Annotated in this window: 12 protein-coding genes and 1 riboswitch; of the genes, 6 read left to right on the top strand and 6 right to left on the bottom strand. The window is 44.6% G+C overall.

The features are described from left to right. Window positions 1-302 precede the first annotated feature (302 nt). The 5 genes from FS736_RS05440 (at window position 303) to FS736_RS05420 (ending at window position 8010) form a co-directional block, all read left to right on the top strand. Complete coding sequence (locus tag FS736_RS05440; protein ID WP_144475339.1) at window positions 303-704, top strand: hypothetical protein; 402 nt, start codon at window positions 303-305, stop codon at window positions 702-704. Between the two features lie 184 nt (window positions 705-888). Beyond that, complete coding sequence (locus FS736_RS05435) at window positions 889-3072, top strand: sensor domain-containing protein (RefSeq protein WP_144475338.1); 2184 nt, start codon at window positions 889-891, stop codon at window positions 3070-3072. Window positions 3073-3350: 278 nt separating this feature from the next. After that, window positions 3351-6131 carry a response regulator gene (locus FS736_RS05430; protein ID WP_144475337.1) on the top strand — a complete coding sequence of 927 codons (2781 nt, stop codon included), beginning with the start codon at window positions 3351-3353 and terminating at the stop codon, window positions 6129-6131. Window positions 6132-6170: 39 nt separating this feature from the next. Beyond that, complete coding sequence (locus tag FS736_RS05425) at window positions 6171-6977, top strand: CheR family methyltransferase (RefSeq protein ID WP_144475336.1); 807 nt, start codon at window positions 6171-6173, stop codon at window positions 6975-6977. Between the two features lie 121 nt (window positions 6978-7098). Next, window positions 7099-8010, top strand: coding sequence for a hypothetical protein (locus FS736_RS05420; protein ID WP_144475335.1), 912 nt, complete (start codon window positions 7099-7101; stop codon window positions 8008-8010). A 79-nt stretch (window positions 8011-8089) separates the two neighbouring features. On the opposite strand, the gene FS736_RS05415 is transcribed toward FS736_RS05420, so the two are convergent. Beyond that, window positions 8090-9232 carry a PP2C family protein-serine/threonine phosphatase gene (locus FS736_RS05415; protein WP_144475334.1) on the bottom strand — a complete coding sequence of 381 codons (1143 nt, stop codon included), beginning with the start codon at window positions 9230-9232 and terminating at the stop codon, window positions 8090-8092. 188 nt (window positions 9233-9420) lie between these two features. Between FS736_RS05415 and FS736_RS05410 the strand changes: the two genes are divergently transcribed. Continuing rightward, window positions 9421-11598, top strand: coding sequence for a beta-propeller domain-containing protein (locus FS736_RS05410; protein WP_144475333.1), 2178 nt, complete (start codon window positions 9421-9423; stop codon window positions 11596-11598). A 207-nt stretch (window positions 11599-11805) separates the two neighbouring features. Here the strand turns inward: FS736_RS05410 and FS736_RS05405 are convergent, their stop codons facing one another. The 5 genes from FS736_RS05405 to FS736_RS05385 all read right to left on the bottom strand — a co-directional run bounded on the left by FS736_RS05405 (window position 11806) and on the right by FS736_RS05385 (window position 17560). Beyond that, window positions 11806-12201 (bottom strand): VOC family protein, encoded by a 396-nt coding sequence (locus FS736_RS05405; RefSeq protein WP_144475556.1) that lies wholly within the window; start codon window positions 12199-12201, stop codon window positions 11806-11808. A 167-nt stretch (window positions 12202-12368) separates the two neighbouring features. Further along, the gene (locus FS736_RS05400; RefSeq protein ID WP_144475332.1) at window positions 12369-13715 is read right to left on the bottom strand and encodes a GntP family permease; all 1347 of its coding nucleotides are present in this window, start codon (window positions 13713-13715) and stop codon (window positions 12369-12371) included. 120 nt (window positions 13716-13835) lie between these two features. Further along, entirely contained in the window at window positions 13836-15371 is a 1536-nt protein-coding gene (gene gntK, locus FS736_RS05395; protein WP_144475331.1) for a gluconokinase, read from the bottom strand. Further along, a complete protein-coding gene (locus FS736_RS05390; RefSeq protein ID WP_144475330.1) occupies window positions 15364-16092 on the bottom strand; it encodes a GntR family transcriptional regulator in 729 nt (242 codons plus the stop codon). Before FS736_RS05390 ends, gntK begins: the two co-directional genes overlap by 8 nt. 562 nt (window positions 16093-16654) lie before the next feature. Next, window positions 16655-17560 carry a nuclease-related domain-containing protein gene (locus tag FS736_RS05385; RefSeq protein WP_144475329.1) on the bottom strand — a complete coding sequence of 302 codons (906 nt, stop codon included), beginning with the start codon at window positions 17558-17560 and terminating at the stop codon, window positions 16655-16657. Window positions 17561-17669: 109 nt separating this feature from the next. Further along, window positions 17670-17848: riboswitch (Lysine riboswitch) on the top strand. Window positions 17849-17937 lie beyond the last annotated feature (89 nt).

Here is a 17937-nt window from a genome sequence, read left to right as displayed (position 1 = left end):
ATTAATTAGAAAGTCGCTATAAAAATGAAAAACTCGCTATATTAATTAGAAAGTCGCTATAAAAATGAAAAACTCGCTTTATTAATCAGAGAGTCGCTATAAAAATGAAAAACTTGCTATATTAATCAGAAAGTCGCTATATAAATGAAAAACTCGCTATATTAATCAGAAAGTCGCTATAAAAATGGAAAACTCGCTATATTAATCAGAAAGTCGCTATATAAATGAAAAAGTCGTTATAAAAGAGTAAAGGCAATTACTTTTACTTGTTTCCGAACCGCAAAAATGAGGATGTGTACGTTATGACGTGTCATTATTTCATCGCAACAATGAAACCGATAGAAAAATTCCACATGGAGTGCAATGATTACCCATTTTTAAGCGGGGAGGACTATAAAAAGGAACTGCCGCTCTCCCTTCCTTATGTTTATGAATATGGAGGGGAAGACATGGAGTTTCTAAATTTCCTCGATGGCTTCATGGAGTACGGTGATGTAGTGGAGCACTATATTTATGAAGAAGGAAAATGGGGAAGGGCATTGTCTTCCAACCATCCAGAAGAAGCTAGGACCATCAATCTTTATCAAAAAACCTATATGGACCAATATGGAGAATATCAGCTGAATGAGAAGTCCTGGAAGGAAGAGCTCGCCAGAAAGACGATTGCTTCAAAGCGGAGTATTACGACCTTTGTAAAATATTAGCCACCCCCGAGAAGGAACAGATTACAATTTAAGAAAGCTCCAGGAGAAGGCCTTTGATTTAAAGGCTTTTTTTGGCGGAAAAATCATTTGTAAACATATACCAGTGTAACCATAGTCAGGGAGTGTCGATATATATACAAGGACATGTATATACTTCTGATTTTTATAAGGGACGGTGATTTTCATGCAGCCAGATATAAATAACAGCTCTTTTTTTGATGTGTACCAATCATTATTCAATTTTAACCATGATGGCTGCTATGCCCTTGATAAGGATGGAAATTTTATTTTATTCAATAAAGCGGCCATAGAAATCACCGGATACCCGCTGGATGAAGCACTGGGAATGAACTTCGTTTCGATTGTCCACGAGGATTTCCTTGAGGAGACAATCGGGCATTTTAAGCGTGTAGTCAATGGTGAGCGTGAGAGGTTTGAAACGGTTATCAAAAGAAAAGAAACTGGAGAGCAAGTGAATTTGCTGCTGACAGTTGTGCCAATCAAGGTTGGCGATGAGATCCTCGGTGTGGTGGGGTGTGCCCAGGATATTTCGGTAAATAAGAGGCTTGAGGCGATGTTGAGCGGGAAGAACCGCATCCTGAAAATGATGGCGAAAGGAGCTTCTTTTCAGGAAGTGCTGGATGAGATTGTCTTTTTCGTCGAAAGTTTCACGAGCAGTGCACACTGTTCCATCTTAATTGCTGACCAGGAAGGGAAGCGGCTGATGCATGGTTCGTCCCCTAACTTGCCCCCGGCATATCATTCAGCCGTAGATGGATTGCCAATTGGCGAATATGCTGGCTCCTGCGGAAGGGCCGCCTTTATCAAGGAATCCGTGGTGGTCACCGATACAGAGGCCGATCCATTATGGGAGGACTATCGCGACATAGCGCTTTCTTATCATTTAAAAGCATGCTGGTCCTCGCCAGTTTTCGACGATGACCATAAAGTGATTGGTACGTTAAATATTTATTACTGTCGTGTGAGTTCTCCTCTGGAAAATGACAGGGAGATTATTGAGCAAGCGACGAATCTCACCAGTCTGGTCATCCAGCATTATGAGGCCAAAAAGAAAATAGATTTTATGGCCTATCATGACGCCCTTACGAGTTTGCCTAACCGCCGGCTTTTTGATGAAAGAGCCCAGAAGGCGATTGCCGAGACAAAGGTGGAAGATGGGGAAAAACTATGCCTAATGTTCCTTGACCTCGATCGTTTCAAGTTTGTGAATGATTCCCTCGGCCATTCGATAGGTGACAGGCTACTGGTTGAAGTCTCGGATAAATTTAAGCAGATTCTTGACAAGGGTACCTTGTTCTCAAGACAGGGGGGCGATGAGTTCACCATTTTGCTGGAGCAAACAACCAAAGAACAAGCTCAAGACATGGCACGTGTCATCCTTGAAACGTTAGAGGAGCCCATTGTCATAGACGGCACGGATATTTTTATCTCAACAAGTATAGGCATGAGTTTTTATCCGGAAGATGGCGAGGATGCAGAAATGCTGCTCCGAAAAGCAGATGTGGCCATGTACCAGGCTAAGAAGCAAGGGCGCAATAACTTCCAGGCTTATGACGTGATGCTGGATGCAAGAGCATATGAGGAAATGCAAATCGAAAATGAGCTCCGTAAAGCGCTTGAGCGGGATGAATTCGTCCTCCATTATCAGCCAATTGTGAATTTGTGCAAACATGAGATTAAAGGTGCGGAAGCGCTCATTCGCTGGGAAAATGAAAGGATCGGCATGGTACCGCCAGACCAGTTCATCCCGATTGCCGAGGAAACGGGCCTGATCATTCCGATTGGTGAGTGGGTGCTTAAAACGGCCTTAGTGCAGCTGAAGAAATGGCATGCGAATGGAATGAAGGATCTGACCATGTCAGTGAACTTATCCATCCGGCAATTTTACCAGCCAAACTTAATTTCGATGATCAGGGAAGCCCTTGGTCTAGCTGGAGTCGAGCCGCGTTTCCTTACGATTGAAATCACGGAAAGCATGACTATGGACGTGGAAAAAGCGAGCGTCATCCTGCGAGAACTGAAGAAGCTAGGTGTCAGTATTTCAATCGACGATTTCGGGACAGGTTACAGCTCGCTCAGCTATCTGAAAAGGTTCACGATTGACCACCTTAAAATTGACCGCAGCTTCGTCAGGGATATCGCGGAAAATAAAAGCGATGAAAACATCGCTACCACCATTATCCTGATGGCCCATAATCTTGGAATATCCGTCATCGCGGAAGGTGTTGAAACAGAGAGCCAGCTGAATCTGCTCAAACGGCATCGATGCAATGAAGCACAAGGATATCATTTCAGCAGGCCTGTGCCGGCAGAAGAGTTTTCTAGAATAAAAGTTCCTTCTTTGTAAGGTCAGAGCATGTGGGGGAATTCGAAACCGAGTAAGAAACCGTCAAGGTTTTATACTCGGTTTTTCTATGTAAAATCCCTAGTCATTATATTGAATGCAATTAGTTTTGCGAAAACATAAATGAGAATTCGTGTTTTCTCGTAAACATAGCCATTCTTTCCCACATCATCTGTCGATCTCCTCTCAATGTTCGCCAATAGTACCTTGAAAATAGCTAAGTGACAGGGCTTTTGGTATATTGATAGAAGTATAGAATTCGAGCGAAGGCGGGGGAGAAGATGGGCTTTAAAAAGAAGCAATATGTCGGCTTGGGGCTGACGGTGTTATTCTTGTTCATCTTGTTATTTACAATTTTGGCGATGATGAATTCAATCAGGGGAAACCTGCTTGAGATCGTAGAAGATCGCTATGCAAAAGTGAGCACGGTTATGGAGATCAGGAAGGAGCTTTATCAGCGGGACCGTAACCTTGTTGAGTTAATCACGGAGTACGGGGAAGAAGAAGGGTCGACAATAGAGGAAACCAATGCTTCCCTCGACCAGATGGATATTGGCAAGGCGCTGTTGGAGCTGGAAACGATCCTGAATCGGAAAACATCAAAAGTACTGGTGGTTGAAGTCCAGGACGCCTATCGGGAATATGCGGTCATGGAAAATAAAATCAACGGCCTGATCGCGAATGGAGCGAGCCAGTCTGAAGTCCGCGGCCTCTATCAGAGTGAGATGGCGACCAGGGATGTATTATTTGAAAAAATCGAGGAGTTTAAAGATTATCAGGAAGAATTGATGAACAGCGCCATGAAGGAGGCAACTGGGACTTATGATAATCTGGTCACAGGTTTGGTTGGGATGGTCATCCTGGCCATCATCCTGATAACTGGCGTGATGCTCTGGGTCATCCGGGATACGGTCGGCACGGTCCATTCCTTTACGGAGTCGATCAAGAAGGTCAATTATGATGACTTATCCTCGATTCCTCGGATGGACGATGGCATAAAGGGTGAGTTTGGCGAGATTGCCCGAGCCTATAATTCGATGGCCGTTTCCATCGAAAAGCTCACTGAGAAGGAAAAGGAATATAATGAAGAAATGCAAGAACAGAACTGGATCCAATCTAACTCCGTGGAGGTGGTGAAGCTTTATGGCAGAGAAGTGACCGTTTCTTCCCTGGCAGAAAACTTCATGAAAAAGCTGACACCTATAATGGACGGAAACCTAGGAGTTTTTTATCTTAAAGACGAATCTGCTGGAAAGCCGTATTTTAAAAAGATTGCATCCTTTGCTGATGAAGCTGGGCGTGACGGCTTTGTAGCCGGTCAAGGGATGATTGGCCAATGTGCTGAGGAAAAACGCACGGTTGTGATGGATGACATTCCTGCTGACTACAGGACAATTTCTACGGGGCTGGGTGATGCAGTGCCGAAGAGTATCGTCATGGCGCCTGTCATGTTGAAGGATGAAGTGGTTGCAGTGGTGGAAGTTGCAAGCCTGTCCAGGTTTACTCCAGCCAGCCTGAAGCTTCTTGAAAATGTACTTGAAACGCTGGGAATCGGGCTTGCCAATATTATTGGCCGAATGGAAGTAGAGCGGTTGTTGCTTGAGTCACAGGCACAGACGGAAGAGCTGCAGGCGCAATCCGAGGAATTGCAATCCCAATCCGAAGAGCTGCAGGCACAGTCAGAAGAATTGCAAATGCAGACAGAGGAGCTGCGGATGATGAATGAGCAGCTGGAGGAGCGTACACGCGATGCGGAGTTGAAATCCGAAGAACTGCAGGCGGCAAAGGAAGACCTGGAACAGAAGGCAAGAGAGCTTGAACAAAGCTCGACCTATAAATCGGAGTTTCTGGCGAATATGTCCCATGAATTGCGTACGCCATTAAACAGTATCCTTCTTCTTTCCGAGATGCTGCTTGATGATGAAGAGAACGGTCTTTCCGATGAGCAAAAAGAATTCTCAAAGGTCATCCATTCGTCCGGACAGGATTTGCTGAATTTGATCAATGACATCCTGGACTTGTCCAAGGTAGAAGCCGGTAAGCTGGAAGTGAGCTTCGAAGAGGTGTTCCTTGATGAGTTTACCGAACGAATGGAGCGCCAATTTGCCCAGGCTGCAAAGAATAAAAAGATCGATTTTACCGTTGAAAAGGCGGACGATGTAACGCCAATCATCTATACAGATGAACAAAGATTGCAGCAGATTTTGAAAAATCTTCTGTCCAATGCCTTCAAGTTTACGGAAAAAGGCTCTGTCTCCGTCAAAATCGAGAAAGCGTATGGGAAGGAAACGATTGGATGTCCTCTAAAAGGGCAGTCTGATACGTGGGTGAAATTCTCGGTGACGGATTCGGGGATTGGCATTCCGAAAGATAAGCAAAGGATGATTTTTGAAGCGTTTCAGCAGGTAGACGGCGCGACCATGAGGAAGTACGGCGGCACCGGGCTCGGCCTGTCGATTTCCAGAGAGTTCGCCATGCTTCTTGGCGGGGTCTGCAAGGTGGAAAGCAAGGAAGGCGAGGGCAGCACATTCACACTCATCATCCCTAACCTGCCGGACGGCTATCCTTCCCTTGGCGGTTTTGAAGTGAACGATCAGGTGGCAGCATCCTTGGAGAGAACGGCAGCACCTGAGCCGCTTTTACCAGATCCGCCGCAAGCGGAAGAAGAAATCATTGTTGGAGAAACAACCGTCCTGACTGGTAAAACGGTTGTGATTGCGGACGATGACCACCGCAATATTTTCACCTTGAAGAATGTCCTGCAAAAAGAGGGCATGAAGGTGGTTACGGCTGACAATGGGGAAGACTGTCTTGAAAAGATGAAGGAAATCGATGCGGATATCGTCCTGATGGATATCATGATGCCGGTCATGGATGGATATGAAGCCATCAGGCAAATCCGCAGGAACGAAAATAACAAGGAGCTTCCGATCATCGCACTGACAGCAAAGGCAATGAAGGGCGACCGTGAAAAATGCCTTGATGCAGGAGCGAATGATTACATCAGCAAACCGATGAAGCTGGACCAGCTGTTGTCAGCCATGCGCGTTTGGCTGTCATAGATGCTGGGAGCCATCAGGATGAAAGCAGAGGGTTGAAAGGTGAAAAACGAAGAATTAGAACTGGAATTGCTTTTGTTGGCGATCTATCGCCTGTCCGGCTATGACTTCAGGAATTATATGCGCTCTTCGATCATGAGGAGAACGACTGCAAGAATGAATGCTGAAAAATTGTCCAGCATCACAAGCCTGACCGAAAAAATCATCCATAATGAGCGGGTTTTGGATGAGATACTCAAGGACTTTTCAATCAATGTCACTGAAATGTTCCGGGATCCTTCTTTTTTCAAAGCATTGCGCGAAGAAGTGGTTCCGCTTTTGAGGGAGCTGCCGGAGATCCGGATCTGGCATGCTGGCTGTTCGACCGGGGAAGAAGCCTATTCAATGGCGATTTTAATCGAGGAGGAGGGCCTTGCTGATCGGACAAAAATTTATGCGACAGACATGAACGAAACTGTTCTCGCGAAGGCTGAATCAGGGACAATGCCATTGCATAAAATGCAATCCTATACGAAAAATTACATCATGGCTGGCGGGAACAAATCGTTCTCTGAGTATTACGATGCGGATAGCGAATTCGCCCGCCTGAAGCATTCCTTGAAAAAGAACATCGTATTTGCCCAGCATAATCTGGTGACCGATGGTTCCTTTAACGAGTTCCATCTCATCATTTGCCGCAATGTCCTGATTTACTTCAATCTGGAGCTGCAGAAGCAGGTATTCCAGCTTTTTGATGAAAGCCTAAGTCCAAGAGGCTTTCTCGGTCTCGGAACAAAGGAAACCGTCAGGCCGGAACTTGGCTTTTTGGAAGCCTTCAATTCGAGGGAGAAACTATACCGAAAAAAATAACTAAGCATAAAGGCAGTGGATTAAAAAAAGTCCACTGCTTTTTGTGTTTTAATGGGGCTGATTTTAGTAAAATTAAGGAAAAACCAAATCGTTCTTTTTCATGATTGGGGTGGAGGTCAAAATGGCATCAGGTGTTTATACCGTTCTCTTCGTTGTCAGTATCCTATATTTAGTGCGTAAAAAGGTTGAGGAGGAGGCTAATTTCCTGCCTAAAATTATCGGATACTTTATACTGGGTTCATTGAATCTTACTTTAAATGAGGTTTCATTGCCGCTCGGTTTTTTTGTGTATTTATTGTTCTTTCGCCCAAGAGTGAATATCCGTGCAAAACAGATGGCTGCTTATCTTGGAGTGTTCGCTTTTATCCTGACCTTTTGGATTTTGCCTTTTGCGGATAACCAATTGGTAAGCCTGCCAAAATCCATCGACAGTGAACTTGGCTCCGTGTATGAAATAGATTTCAAACATGAAAATGAGCGGATTATTCATGAGATAGGACTAGAGGAGAAGGATTGGAAACTTGAGGATTTTGAAGTAGAATATGGCAAGGATAGCAGAATAATAAATTTACGATGGCAGCTCGCAATACAAAATGACAGCCATTTTGACCTCTATAAAATTCAATATGATACTGACAAGAGCAGGTATCAAGTTAGGCATAGTGAGGCCGATTCATGGCTTCAATATGATCGGTTGGTTGTGGCCTGGCGCTTCTTTGAAATTCTGGATGGATTAAATATAAAAGAAATTACTGAGGCGAAGGGAAGCTATTCATCCTATATTATCCGAAGTTCAGGGGATCGGGAGGGTTATGCGACAGAAGACCTTGCTAACATGACTGTTTTGGAAGGGGAAATACAAGAATTAGAGGATGAAGAGCTTCCGGTCGAGGGATATTCCATATCAAGCTTTGCGTTGGAGAAAACCGGCGAAGAGAGAGATGAACAAGGGATTATCACTCATGAAAGCTTTCAAAGTGTCGACTCGGCCGTTTTTTTATTTGACATCTCGGAAATAGAAGATGATTACTAGAGAGAATTACATTGGTTTGTGCAAAATGAAATTGGAGAAAGCAGCGTGGAAAATTCACGCTGCTTTTTTATCTCTTCTATTATCTCGCCTGAATCAGCACGGTGCACATATCATCTGATCCAGCTTCCTTCTGTTCCGGTGTCAGAATCAGATCAAGAGGTTCTTTGTTCCTTGCCTCATCCATAAGCTTCATGGTGATGTTTTTCAGGAATTCAGTGCCTGCTTGCTCGTATTTGTCGATGGCTTCATGGACGCCATCTGTACAGATGAGAAGCTGCAGGGAATCAGAGTAGAAGATGGTCGTCTTGTTTGTATGTATTTCAGGGAAAAATCCGACCGCACATGTATTGCTCTTCAGTTCCTCAATATGGTTACCGTCGATCATGGCGTGCGCTGTTGGGTGGCCAGCATTGATGTACTCAATTTTACGCTGCTCGGTATCGAGCGTCAGGTAAATCGCAGTAAAATAATAAGGGATTTTTTGATTATGTAGGTTTAAGGAGTTCATCCATTTGTTCAGTTCACCAATCACATACTCGGGGTCGGGATTCGAGCGGATTGCATCGCGGAGCACAGATGAGATGAACATGCATACGAGTGAAGAGGATATTCCGTGTCCCATCATATCCAGCTGGATGACAGCATATCGATGTTCGTCGATTCTGTGCCAGTAATAAAGATCTCCGGCCAGCTTGTACGCCGGCAAATAGGAGGCTTTTATCAGAAGGTTATCCTCCTCGACAGGCTCGCTGAGCAGACTGGTCTGGACCTGCATCGAAAGTTCAAGCTCGTTGACAATTTTCTCTTCCTGCTTTTTGTGCCAATCTTTTTCATATTTCAGCCTTAGTGCGACCCTGATTCGGGCTAGCAGTTCTGTTTTCTTGATTGGCTTCATTAGATAATCCATTCCGCCGGCATCCAACGCCTCCACAACCTTGTCCGTATCTTCAAGGGCGGTGACGAAGATAACCGGAATATCCTTTAAATGGGGATTCTCCTGAAGGCGCCGGCATGCTTCGATTCCATCCACTTCAGGCATCATGATATCCATGAGGATCACATTCACCTGTTCAGCGATGATATAAGGATGATCCGATTCAAGATAGCCGAATAAATCATGAGCCGACGTGAACGAAAGATGATCTTTGTAACCGGCCCGGTTCAATAACTTTTCAATGACAAATAAATTCGCTTCATTATCATCGACGATCAGAATACTCATATGTAATCCCTCTCCAAAACAAATTCAACATACTTATATACCTATTTTACCACCTGGCTAAACCTTTTTTTAAGCAGCAAACTTCAGAAACTGATTTTTTCTTACATCTCTATCAGAATTATTTTGGAAAAAAATGAAACACCTGGAATCAATCCCCGTCTAATTTTTTACAAGGGGGCTGAAAAGAGATGAAAAAATGGTGGTTTCTGGGTGGTTTAGTACTGGTTTCACTTGCATTAGTGGCTTTTTATTCACTGTCCCAGTTCAAAGTGGTGAATGCATGGGAAGAGGAGCATGTGGTGTTGCCGAACAAGGTGTGGCAGCTGCAATTTTCTGATAAGATTTCTGAAAAAAGTCTCGACTCGAACTTGATTTATATCACAAATGATCAAGGTGAAAAGCTCGACACGAGGATCGAGCTGGGGGACGACCGGAAATCCGTTTACATCCATCCGCCGGAAAACGGATATGATCCTAAAGCAAAGGAATATACCGTTCATTTTAAAAAGGGAATTAAATCTGCACTGGGTAGGGAGCTGAATTCTGCCCAGTCGTGGAAGTTTGTTGTAAAAGAAACACTTCCGACTGTCGGCACACAGGAAAATCTGGCGGGTTATTTTGAAAAAATCCTTGATGAAGAAAAGAAGGAACGTGGCTGGTTTGGCGGAGTGAAGGATTCCTTCAAGTCTAGTGAAGATAAAGCGTCAGAGGAATCATTAGCGGCGGATAAGTCGGCAGGAGGCGGGGAGGTATCCGAAACGAATGTCCAGGTCCAGGGCGTTGATGAAGCAGATATCGTCAAAACTGATGGGAAGAGCATTTTTCAGGCTGAGTATGATAAAGTGCGAGTCATCCAGGCGGTACCTGGCGCCCAGATGAAGGTTTTATCGACAATCCGCTATGATCAGAATTTTTCACCGAACCAGTTGTTCCTGCAGGATGATCAGCTGGTGGTCATCGGGTATCAGTACAATGATATCCACAAGTCATATGAAGATGCCGCCAAAGATTCGCTGATTGCCCCGATGATGCAGACAACGGCAATCATTGTCTATGATGTGAAAAATCCTGCTGATCCGAAACAGATTCGTGAAGTCAAGGTTGAAGGTTCATATGTATCGGCAAGGAAGGTGGAGAACCTTGTCTATCTCGTCACGCAGCATTACCCGGATTATTGGCTGTTAAAGGGGAACCGGAAGATTGATATCCGGCCGAAATTCACCGATACAGTTTTAGGTTCAGAGGAAAAAACAATTACGTATGACGATATTCATTATTTTCCAGAATCCCGTCAGCCGAACTATACCATGATTGCCGCGCTTGATCTCGACCAGCCGAAAAAGGAAGTCGCCATGACGGCCTATCTTGGCAGCGGCAACCAGCTGTATATGTCGAAGGATAACCTCTATCTAGCTGTTGAAAATTACGGCGATATGGATTACAAAGAGCGCGGAGTCCTTGCGCCAGACACCGATGTCCATAAGTTTGCGATTAAAGGCATGGAGGTCAAATATCACAACTCCGCCACCGTACCGGGAACTGTGCTGAACCAGTTCTCGATGGATGAGCATAACGGTTATTTCCGTGTCGTGACAACAAAGGGCTATGCATGGGATGAGAAGCGGCCATCCTCCAACCAGCTCTATATTCTTGATAAAAACTTGAAGGAGACCGGGAAGATCGAGGAACTGGCGCGAGGCGAGAGAATCTATTCCGCAAGGTTCATGGGTGAGCGTATTTATATGGTTACGTTTAAAGAAACTGATCCGCTGTTCGTATTCGATGCAAGCGACCCTGCCAATCCGAAAGTGCTGGGTGAATTGAAAATCCCAGGCTTCAGTAATTACCTGCATCCATATGATGAAAACCATATCATCGGATTTGGCCAGGATACGAAAATCGTCTCTGAAAAAGGCTTCTCGCAGCCGCGGATCCTGACCAATGGCGTCAAGATTTCGCTATTCGATGTCAGCGATATGAGCAACCCGAAAGAGAAATTCACTGAGGTGATTGGCGGCCGGGGCACGTACTCACCGTTGAATGATGACCATAAAGCTTTGCTGTTCAGTAAAGACAAAGACATTTTTGCCTTCCCGATCTCCGTTTACCAGAACAGCGACAAGAGCGAATACGAACAAATCTTTGAGTATCAGGGAGCCTATGTTTATAGTATCAATCCAGCGACTGGGTTCAAGCTGAAGTCAAAAGTTACCCATATTAACGGCGACATGCCGTATTACGAAGACTGGGAACACCAGATCCAGCGCCTGCTTTATATCGGGGACACACTGTACGCCGTATCAGCCGAGAAGATTACGAGTCATAAAATCGGCAGCTATGAAAAGGTGGGGGAACTGGAATTTTAACTAGCAAGCCGGTTTCATTTAGCTAACATCCATAGAGAAGGCTCTTTTGCACCAAGCGCAAAAGAGCCTTTTTGGCATCCAACAAAGAAGAGCCAATCTAGCACCTTGCGCAGGAGAGCCTTTCTAGCACTCAATACAGAAGAGTCATTTTGTATCCAACGCAGAAGAGTCTTTCTTGCACCCTACGCAGGAGAGCCTTTCTAGCTTTTAATTCCCCAATCCAGCTGAATTCTGCAGGACAATCCTCCAGCCATCCGGATCGGCAATCGTCACACCGGCCTTTTTCCAATAAGGGTTTTCCGGCTCGACTTCCGGATAGCCCATCTCATGCAGCCGCTTGGCGATGGTGTCGCGGGCTTCCTTATCGGGAATGTAGAAGACGAATAGATTGTCTTCGGTTGGAGCAGGGCAAGGGCTGCCGTTTTCATGCTGAGTGAATTCCAGGTGATAGCTGAAATCTGGCAGACCAAGCATGACGCCATCATACCCATCATGTTTTTCAAATCCCCCAACGACTTCAAGTCCAAGTCCATCGCGGTAAAATTCAACTACTTTTTCTAATTGATCTGTTGGCCGGGCAATCCGGAATTGGACAGCAGGCATTTTTTTTGACCAAATTTTTTTCACTGTTAGCACCTCAATTTATTTTATAGGTTTATTTTACAATAAGGGCAGCTAAAGAGATTCAGAGAGAAGCAGGAATTTTACTCAGACTTTAGTTGTAGAAATATTAAAAGGCCAGCCCCTGGGAAAGGGCTGACCTAAATTTTTTATACAAACAGGCTAAGCAGAAGGATAAATCCTAATCCAGCAACGGAAATGATTGTTTCTAATAGTGTCCACGTTGCGAATGTTTCTTTCATGCTAAGACCGAAGTATTCTTTGAACATCCAAAAGCCAGCGTCGTTTACGTGTGACGCGATCAAGCTTCCTGCTCCTGTTGCAAGTACGACCAGGGCCAGGTTCACGTCTGTCTGGCCAAGTAGTGGAATCACAAGACCAGCTGTTGTTAAAGCAGCAACCGTTGCGGATCCAAGTGAGATACGCAGGATGGCTGCAATGATCCAGGCAAGCAGGATAGGTGAAAGTGAAGTGCCTTTGAACAGTTCTGCTACATAGTCACCAACACCGCCATTGATCAAAACTTGCTTGAAAGCGCCGCCTCCACCAATGATCAAGAGCATCATACCGATGTGAGAGATGGCTGTTGTACAAGAATCCATCACTGTTTTAATAGGGATGTTCCTGGCAATCCCCATTGTGTAAATCGCTACTAACAGGGAGAGCAGCATGGCTGTTCCTGCGTCACCGATGAACTGGATTGCAGCGAGGAAGCCATTGCTCTCGAATCCCATTGTTTTTTGCAGTAAAGAAATGATTGTTGCTATGGACATCAAAATGACTGGCAATAATGCAGTGAAAACGCTGATGCCGAAACCAGGTGTTTCTTCTAGCTTGAATGTCTTTTGTTCGCCTAGTGAAGCGATGTTTCCTGTCTTGTTAAAAGATTCTGGTACTAGTTTTTTAGCGATTTTCGTGAATACTGGACCTGCCAGAATGACAGTTGGAATCGCAATGATAAAGCCGTAAAGCAATACTTCACCAATGTTTGCGCCATATTCACCAGCAATAACTGTTGGTCCTGGGTGAGGCGGCAGGAAGCCGTGTGTAACAGATAAAGCGGCCGTCATTGGAATACCAAGATATAAAATAGAAATCTTTAATTCTCTTGAAATCGCGAACACGATTGGAATCAATAGTACTAAACCTACTTCGAAAAATAGAGCAACACCGATAATGAATGAAGCAGCAACAACTGCCCACTGAATGTTCTTTTCACCAAACTTATTCACAAGCGTCATCGCGATTCGCTGGGCACCACCGGAATCTGCGATCAATTTACCAAGCATAGCACCAAGACCAAAAATCAGTGCCAGGTGACCAAGCGTTCCGCCTAAACCAGCTTCGATTGTCTTTACGATTTCTTCAAGCGGCATTCCCAATGCAAGAGCAACACCAAATGAAACGATAATCAAAGAAATGAATGTGTTGAGCTTAAAGCCCATGATCAATAATAATAATGCTAAAATTCCAATTGCTACAATAACCAATGGCATTGTAATTTCCCCCCTAAATGTATATATATTACCCGCATGAAGCGGGGTGTTCCCTTTGTGAAAAAGCCGGTTTTGCTAAAATAAAGCGTTGCCATTTTGGGAAGGGGAGCAGGCGCCCCCTTATTTGATCAAGCTTCTTTGGTAGTTTGCAATTCTTGAATAATCTTGCTCCAATGCACGAGATAAGCTGATGAAAATTGGTACGAGCTGCCTGTATTCCTTTGCTGCCTCTTCATCTGGCGTATGCTTGTGAGTGCTGCCGATCATCTCGGAAGCCACTTCAAAGGAATCGATTTTTCCAGTGGCATAAAGTCCGACGATGCAAGCGCCAAGGCATGAGCTTTCATAGCTTTCAGGCACGACCACCTCAAGGTCGAAAATGTCAGACATCATCTGGCGCCAGACATCGGACCTTGCGAAACCGCCGGTAGCCTGGATTCTTGTAACCGGGCTCTCCATCGCTTCAGTTAGAGCTAAAAATACTGTATATAGATTGAAAATAACTCCTTCTAATGCTGCACGGATCATATGCTCTTTTTTATGGGACATCGTCAGTCCAAAGAAGGAGCCGCGGACATCAGGATTCCATAATGGAGCACGTTCGCCGGCGAGGTATGGGTGGAACAGCAATCCCTCTGATCCAGGCCTTACACGCTCAGCGATCTTCGTTAACACATTGTAAGGGTCGATTCCCAGGCGTTTTGCCGTCTCGACTTCGGATGCAGCGAACTCATCCCTGATCCAGCGAAAGACCATCCCGCCATTATTAACAGGCCCGCCAATCACCCAGTGGTTTTCGGTCAAGGCGTAACAGAAAATCCTGCCTTTTTCATCGGTTTGCGGCTGGTCGATGATTGTGCGGATCGCACCGCTTGTCCCAATCGTCACCGCGATCTCACCTTTGCCAATCGCATTCACTCCGAGGTTGGAAAGAACACCGTCACTTGCGCCGATGACAAAAGGAGTTTGCGGGTCAATACCAAGTTGCTTCGCAATTTCAGGATTAATGCCTGTGAAAACCTTTGTTGTCGATACAAGCTCGGATAATTGGTTTCTGGTGATTCCGGCAATTTGAAGGGCCTCTTCATCCCAATCAAGCTTTTTGAGATTCATCATCCCCATTGCCGATGCAAGCGAGTGGTCCACCACATACTGGTCAAAGAACTTTTTAAAAATGAATTCCTTGATGCCGATGTATTTTTTCGTTTTTGCAGCAATATCGGGACGCTCGTTCACGATCCATGTGATCTTGCTTAACGGCGACATCGGATGGATTGGCGTTCCTGTCCGCTTGTAAATTTCATGCCCGTTCAGCTCAGCTTTGATTTTGTGTGCCCATGCTTCACTGCGGTTATCCGCCCAGGTAATGCATGGCGTAAGCGGCTCATCATTTTCATCAATAGCGATGACACTGTGCATCGCGCTGCTGAATGAGATGAACGCCAGCTTTTTTTGCTTATGGTGCTTCATAATTTTTGTGACGGCCGTCAGGACTGCCATATATATTTCTTCCGGGTCTTGCTCGGCTGTTGAAATATCCGGTGTATAAAGAGGGTAGCCAACGTTCTCCTGCAGGATGACTTCACCTTTTTCACTGAATAGAACAGCCTTGGTACTTGTGGTGCCGATATCGACTCCCAGCATATACTCAGTCATTTTTTTCAACTCCCTTGGAAAGCGTCTGCTGCGATATCCAAAGGTCCTCAACTTTACCTTGAACATCATCAAAATTTTGGTGTAAGGATTTAATCATAAGTTCGCGATTCTTCGTTTTGATGGCTTCAATATAAAGCTCGTGATTTTCGAGGATGCGATCGAAATCTTCGTACTTTTCTTCGATCCTTGCGCGCATCGATAAAAGAATGAACGCTTCCATAACCGGTTTCGTGTTATCCCAGATCATTCTGATATGGGAATGATTGATGGCCCTAATGATCGTCTCATGGAAGAGCACATCCTGGAGGCTGAACTCGTCAGCGTCCTTGTACTTGATGGCGATTTTCATCATTTCGAGGATTTTGCTCAACTCAGTTACAAGATTTGAAGTATCTATTTTTATCAGTCGTTCAAAAACAAATGATTCAATCAATAAGCGGACGTCATAAATCTCCTCAACATCCTTTTCGGTCAAGCCAATGACTATAGCGCCCATTCTTTCCAGCCGAATCAAGTTTTCAGCCGCGAGGATTTTCAGCGCTTCACGAATGGGTGAGCGGCTGACCCCAAAGTCCGCAGCCAATTTGTTTTCCGAAAGGGTGGCACCGCTTTCAATCAATCCCGAAATAATCTGCATCCGCAGCTCACTCGCGACACGATCACCGGTCGACGCCTTCGAAAGCCATTTTTGAGGATAAAGAAATTCATTTTTTTCGGTCATTTCCTCACCTTCCTGGTTAATCAAGTATACTTGTATACAAGTATTATAAAACGAATTTTAGAAATTGCAAGCGTTTTCTACTGTGATTATTTTGCCAAATTAGTTTGGTTTCATTCTCGATAGAAAAGGAGGTGGAATTAAATAAAGAAGAAAAAATGTGCACGGTTAAGGGAAGTAAGAGAAAAACCGTTCAAATAAAGAAGAGATATGTGCCCGGTTAAGGGAAGTAGGAGAAAAACCGGTCAAATAAAGAAGAGTTATGTGCCCGGTTAAGGGAAGTAGGAGAAAAACCGGTCAAATAAAGAAGAGTTATGTGACCGGTTAAGGGAGGTAAGAGAAAAACCGGTCAAATAAAGAAGAGTTATGTGACCGGTTAAGGGAGGTAAGAGAAAAACCGGTCAAATAAAGAAGAGATATGTGCCCAGTTAGGGGAAGTAAGAGAAAAACCGGTCACATAAAGATGAGATATATGACCGGTTAAGGAAAGAAAAAGGGAAACGGGTCAAATAAATTGCCAAGAGGAGATAAAACTTCCCCTTGGCTAAAGTCCGTGTAGAAATTATTACTCGTAATAAGTAGATTTGCATTCGCCGTTGGCTGATAGATTGTTTTTTAAAACTCTTCTAATAGATTTCCTTGGTAGGTCTCCGTTGCTCCAATCATATATGATGGTTGTGGTTACTCTTCGATCGGGAAACAGTATTTGAAAACTTTTTAACGTTTGTAAAACAAGGGATTCAATAGAGTCACGTGCCCCACAGTGACTGCATACAAATCTTTTTTGTCCCAATGAATCCAAAAACCCCCCACACCCCTCACAAACAACCCCTTTCCTCAACCCATCAAATTCGTACCCTGGCACTCTGGTAAACGGTGATTTCTTAATATGCAAGGACAAGAGGGCCTCGGCGAGTTTGGTATGTTTGTTTGTTAGTTTTGAGGAGGTTCTGTTCATCCTATCCATAAACCGATTCAGTTGGGTTGGCAAAATAATGGGTGATTTCAGTGGTGCTTGCAGAAGGGTGAATTCCGGGTTGATGAACACGAGGTGTGGTTCGAGAGGGATGTAGAATCCTAGATTCTTCAGCAGTTGTTTTAGCAGGGATTCGGCACGGCTTAGCTGGTGGAGGGGGTTTTTGGTTTCAGCACCGGCGGCGGTTTTAAATTTGTCTCCATCTAAATAGTAGTCTCCTTCTAAATTTTTCACTTCGAAAAGGTGGAGCCGGTCCTGGGTAATCACGAGGGAATCGATTTGAAAGAGGGTGCCATTCACTTCCAGTAAAAGGTCGTTGATAATTAGACTCTCCACTCGGCAGTTCGTGAACCACTGGTCAAATTGCACTTCGCCTTCATAGCCTTTTTCCAGCGTGTACAGGTTCAATGCCGCTTTCTCCTCCAGCTCCATCCGGGGCTTCAACGCTTGTAAAATCTCTAATTCTTCTGGTTTGGTCCGTTCTTTAACGATCATTTTCCACTTCCTTTCTTCCTTCATTTTAAAAGAATCCAAAATAAAAATCAGTGAACATTCTGAGGCATTTATGATACTATTAAGCTAATTTCATATGATCTTATCAGATCGGTGAGGTAGAGGAGCGAACAACAAGAGTAGGCCATCGGAGATAGACATTCAATGATGGTGGCTGGAAGGGTTGTTTGCCGAAGCGTGGCCAGGGTCAGACTGGTTACTGCTGGGATGCTTTCTGAAAAAGGAGCAGACTGTCATGCTTGAATTGGCGCATGGAGAACTACTGATCGAAATGGGAGATAACGTGTATTGTAAAAGCAATGACCGGTTATTTCTGTCGTTGCTTTTTATAGACAAGAGCTTTTCCTCCATTCCTTCTA

This window comes from Cytobacillus oceanisediminis 2691, from assembly GCF_007678455.1.
Lineage (GTDB): Bacteria > Bacillota > Bacilli > Bacillales > Cytobacillaceae > Mesobacillus > Mesobacillus oceanisediminis_A.
Note: the sequence above shows the minus strand (reverse complement) of the source record. Positions and strands in the feature narration are given on the sequence as shown.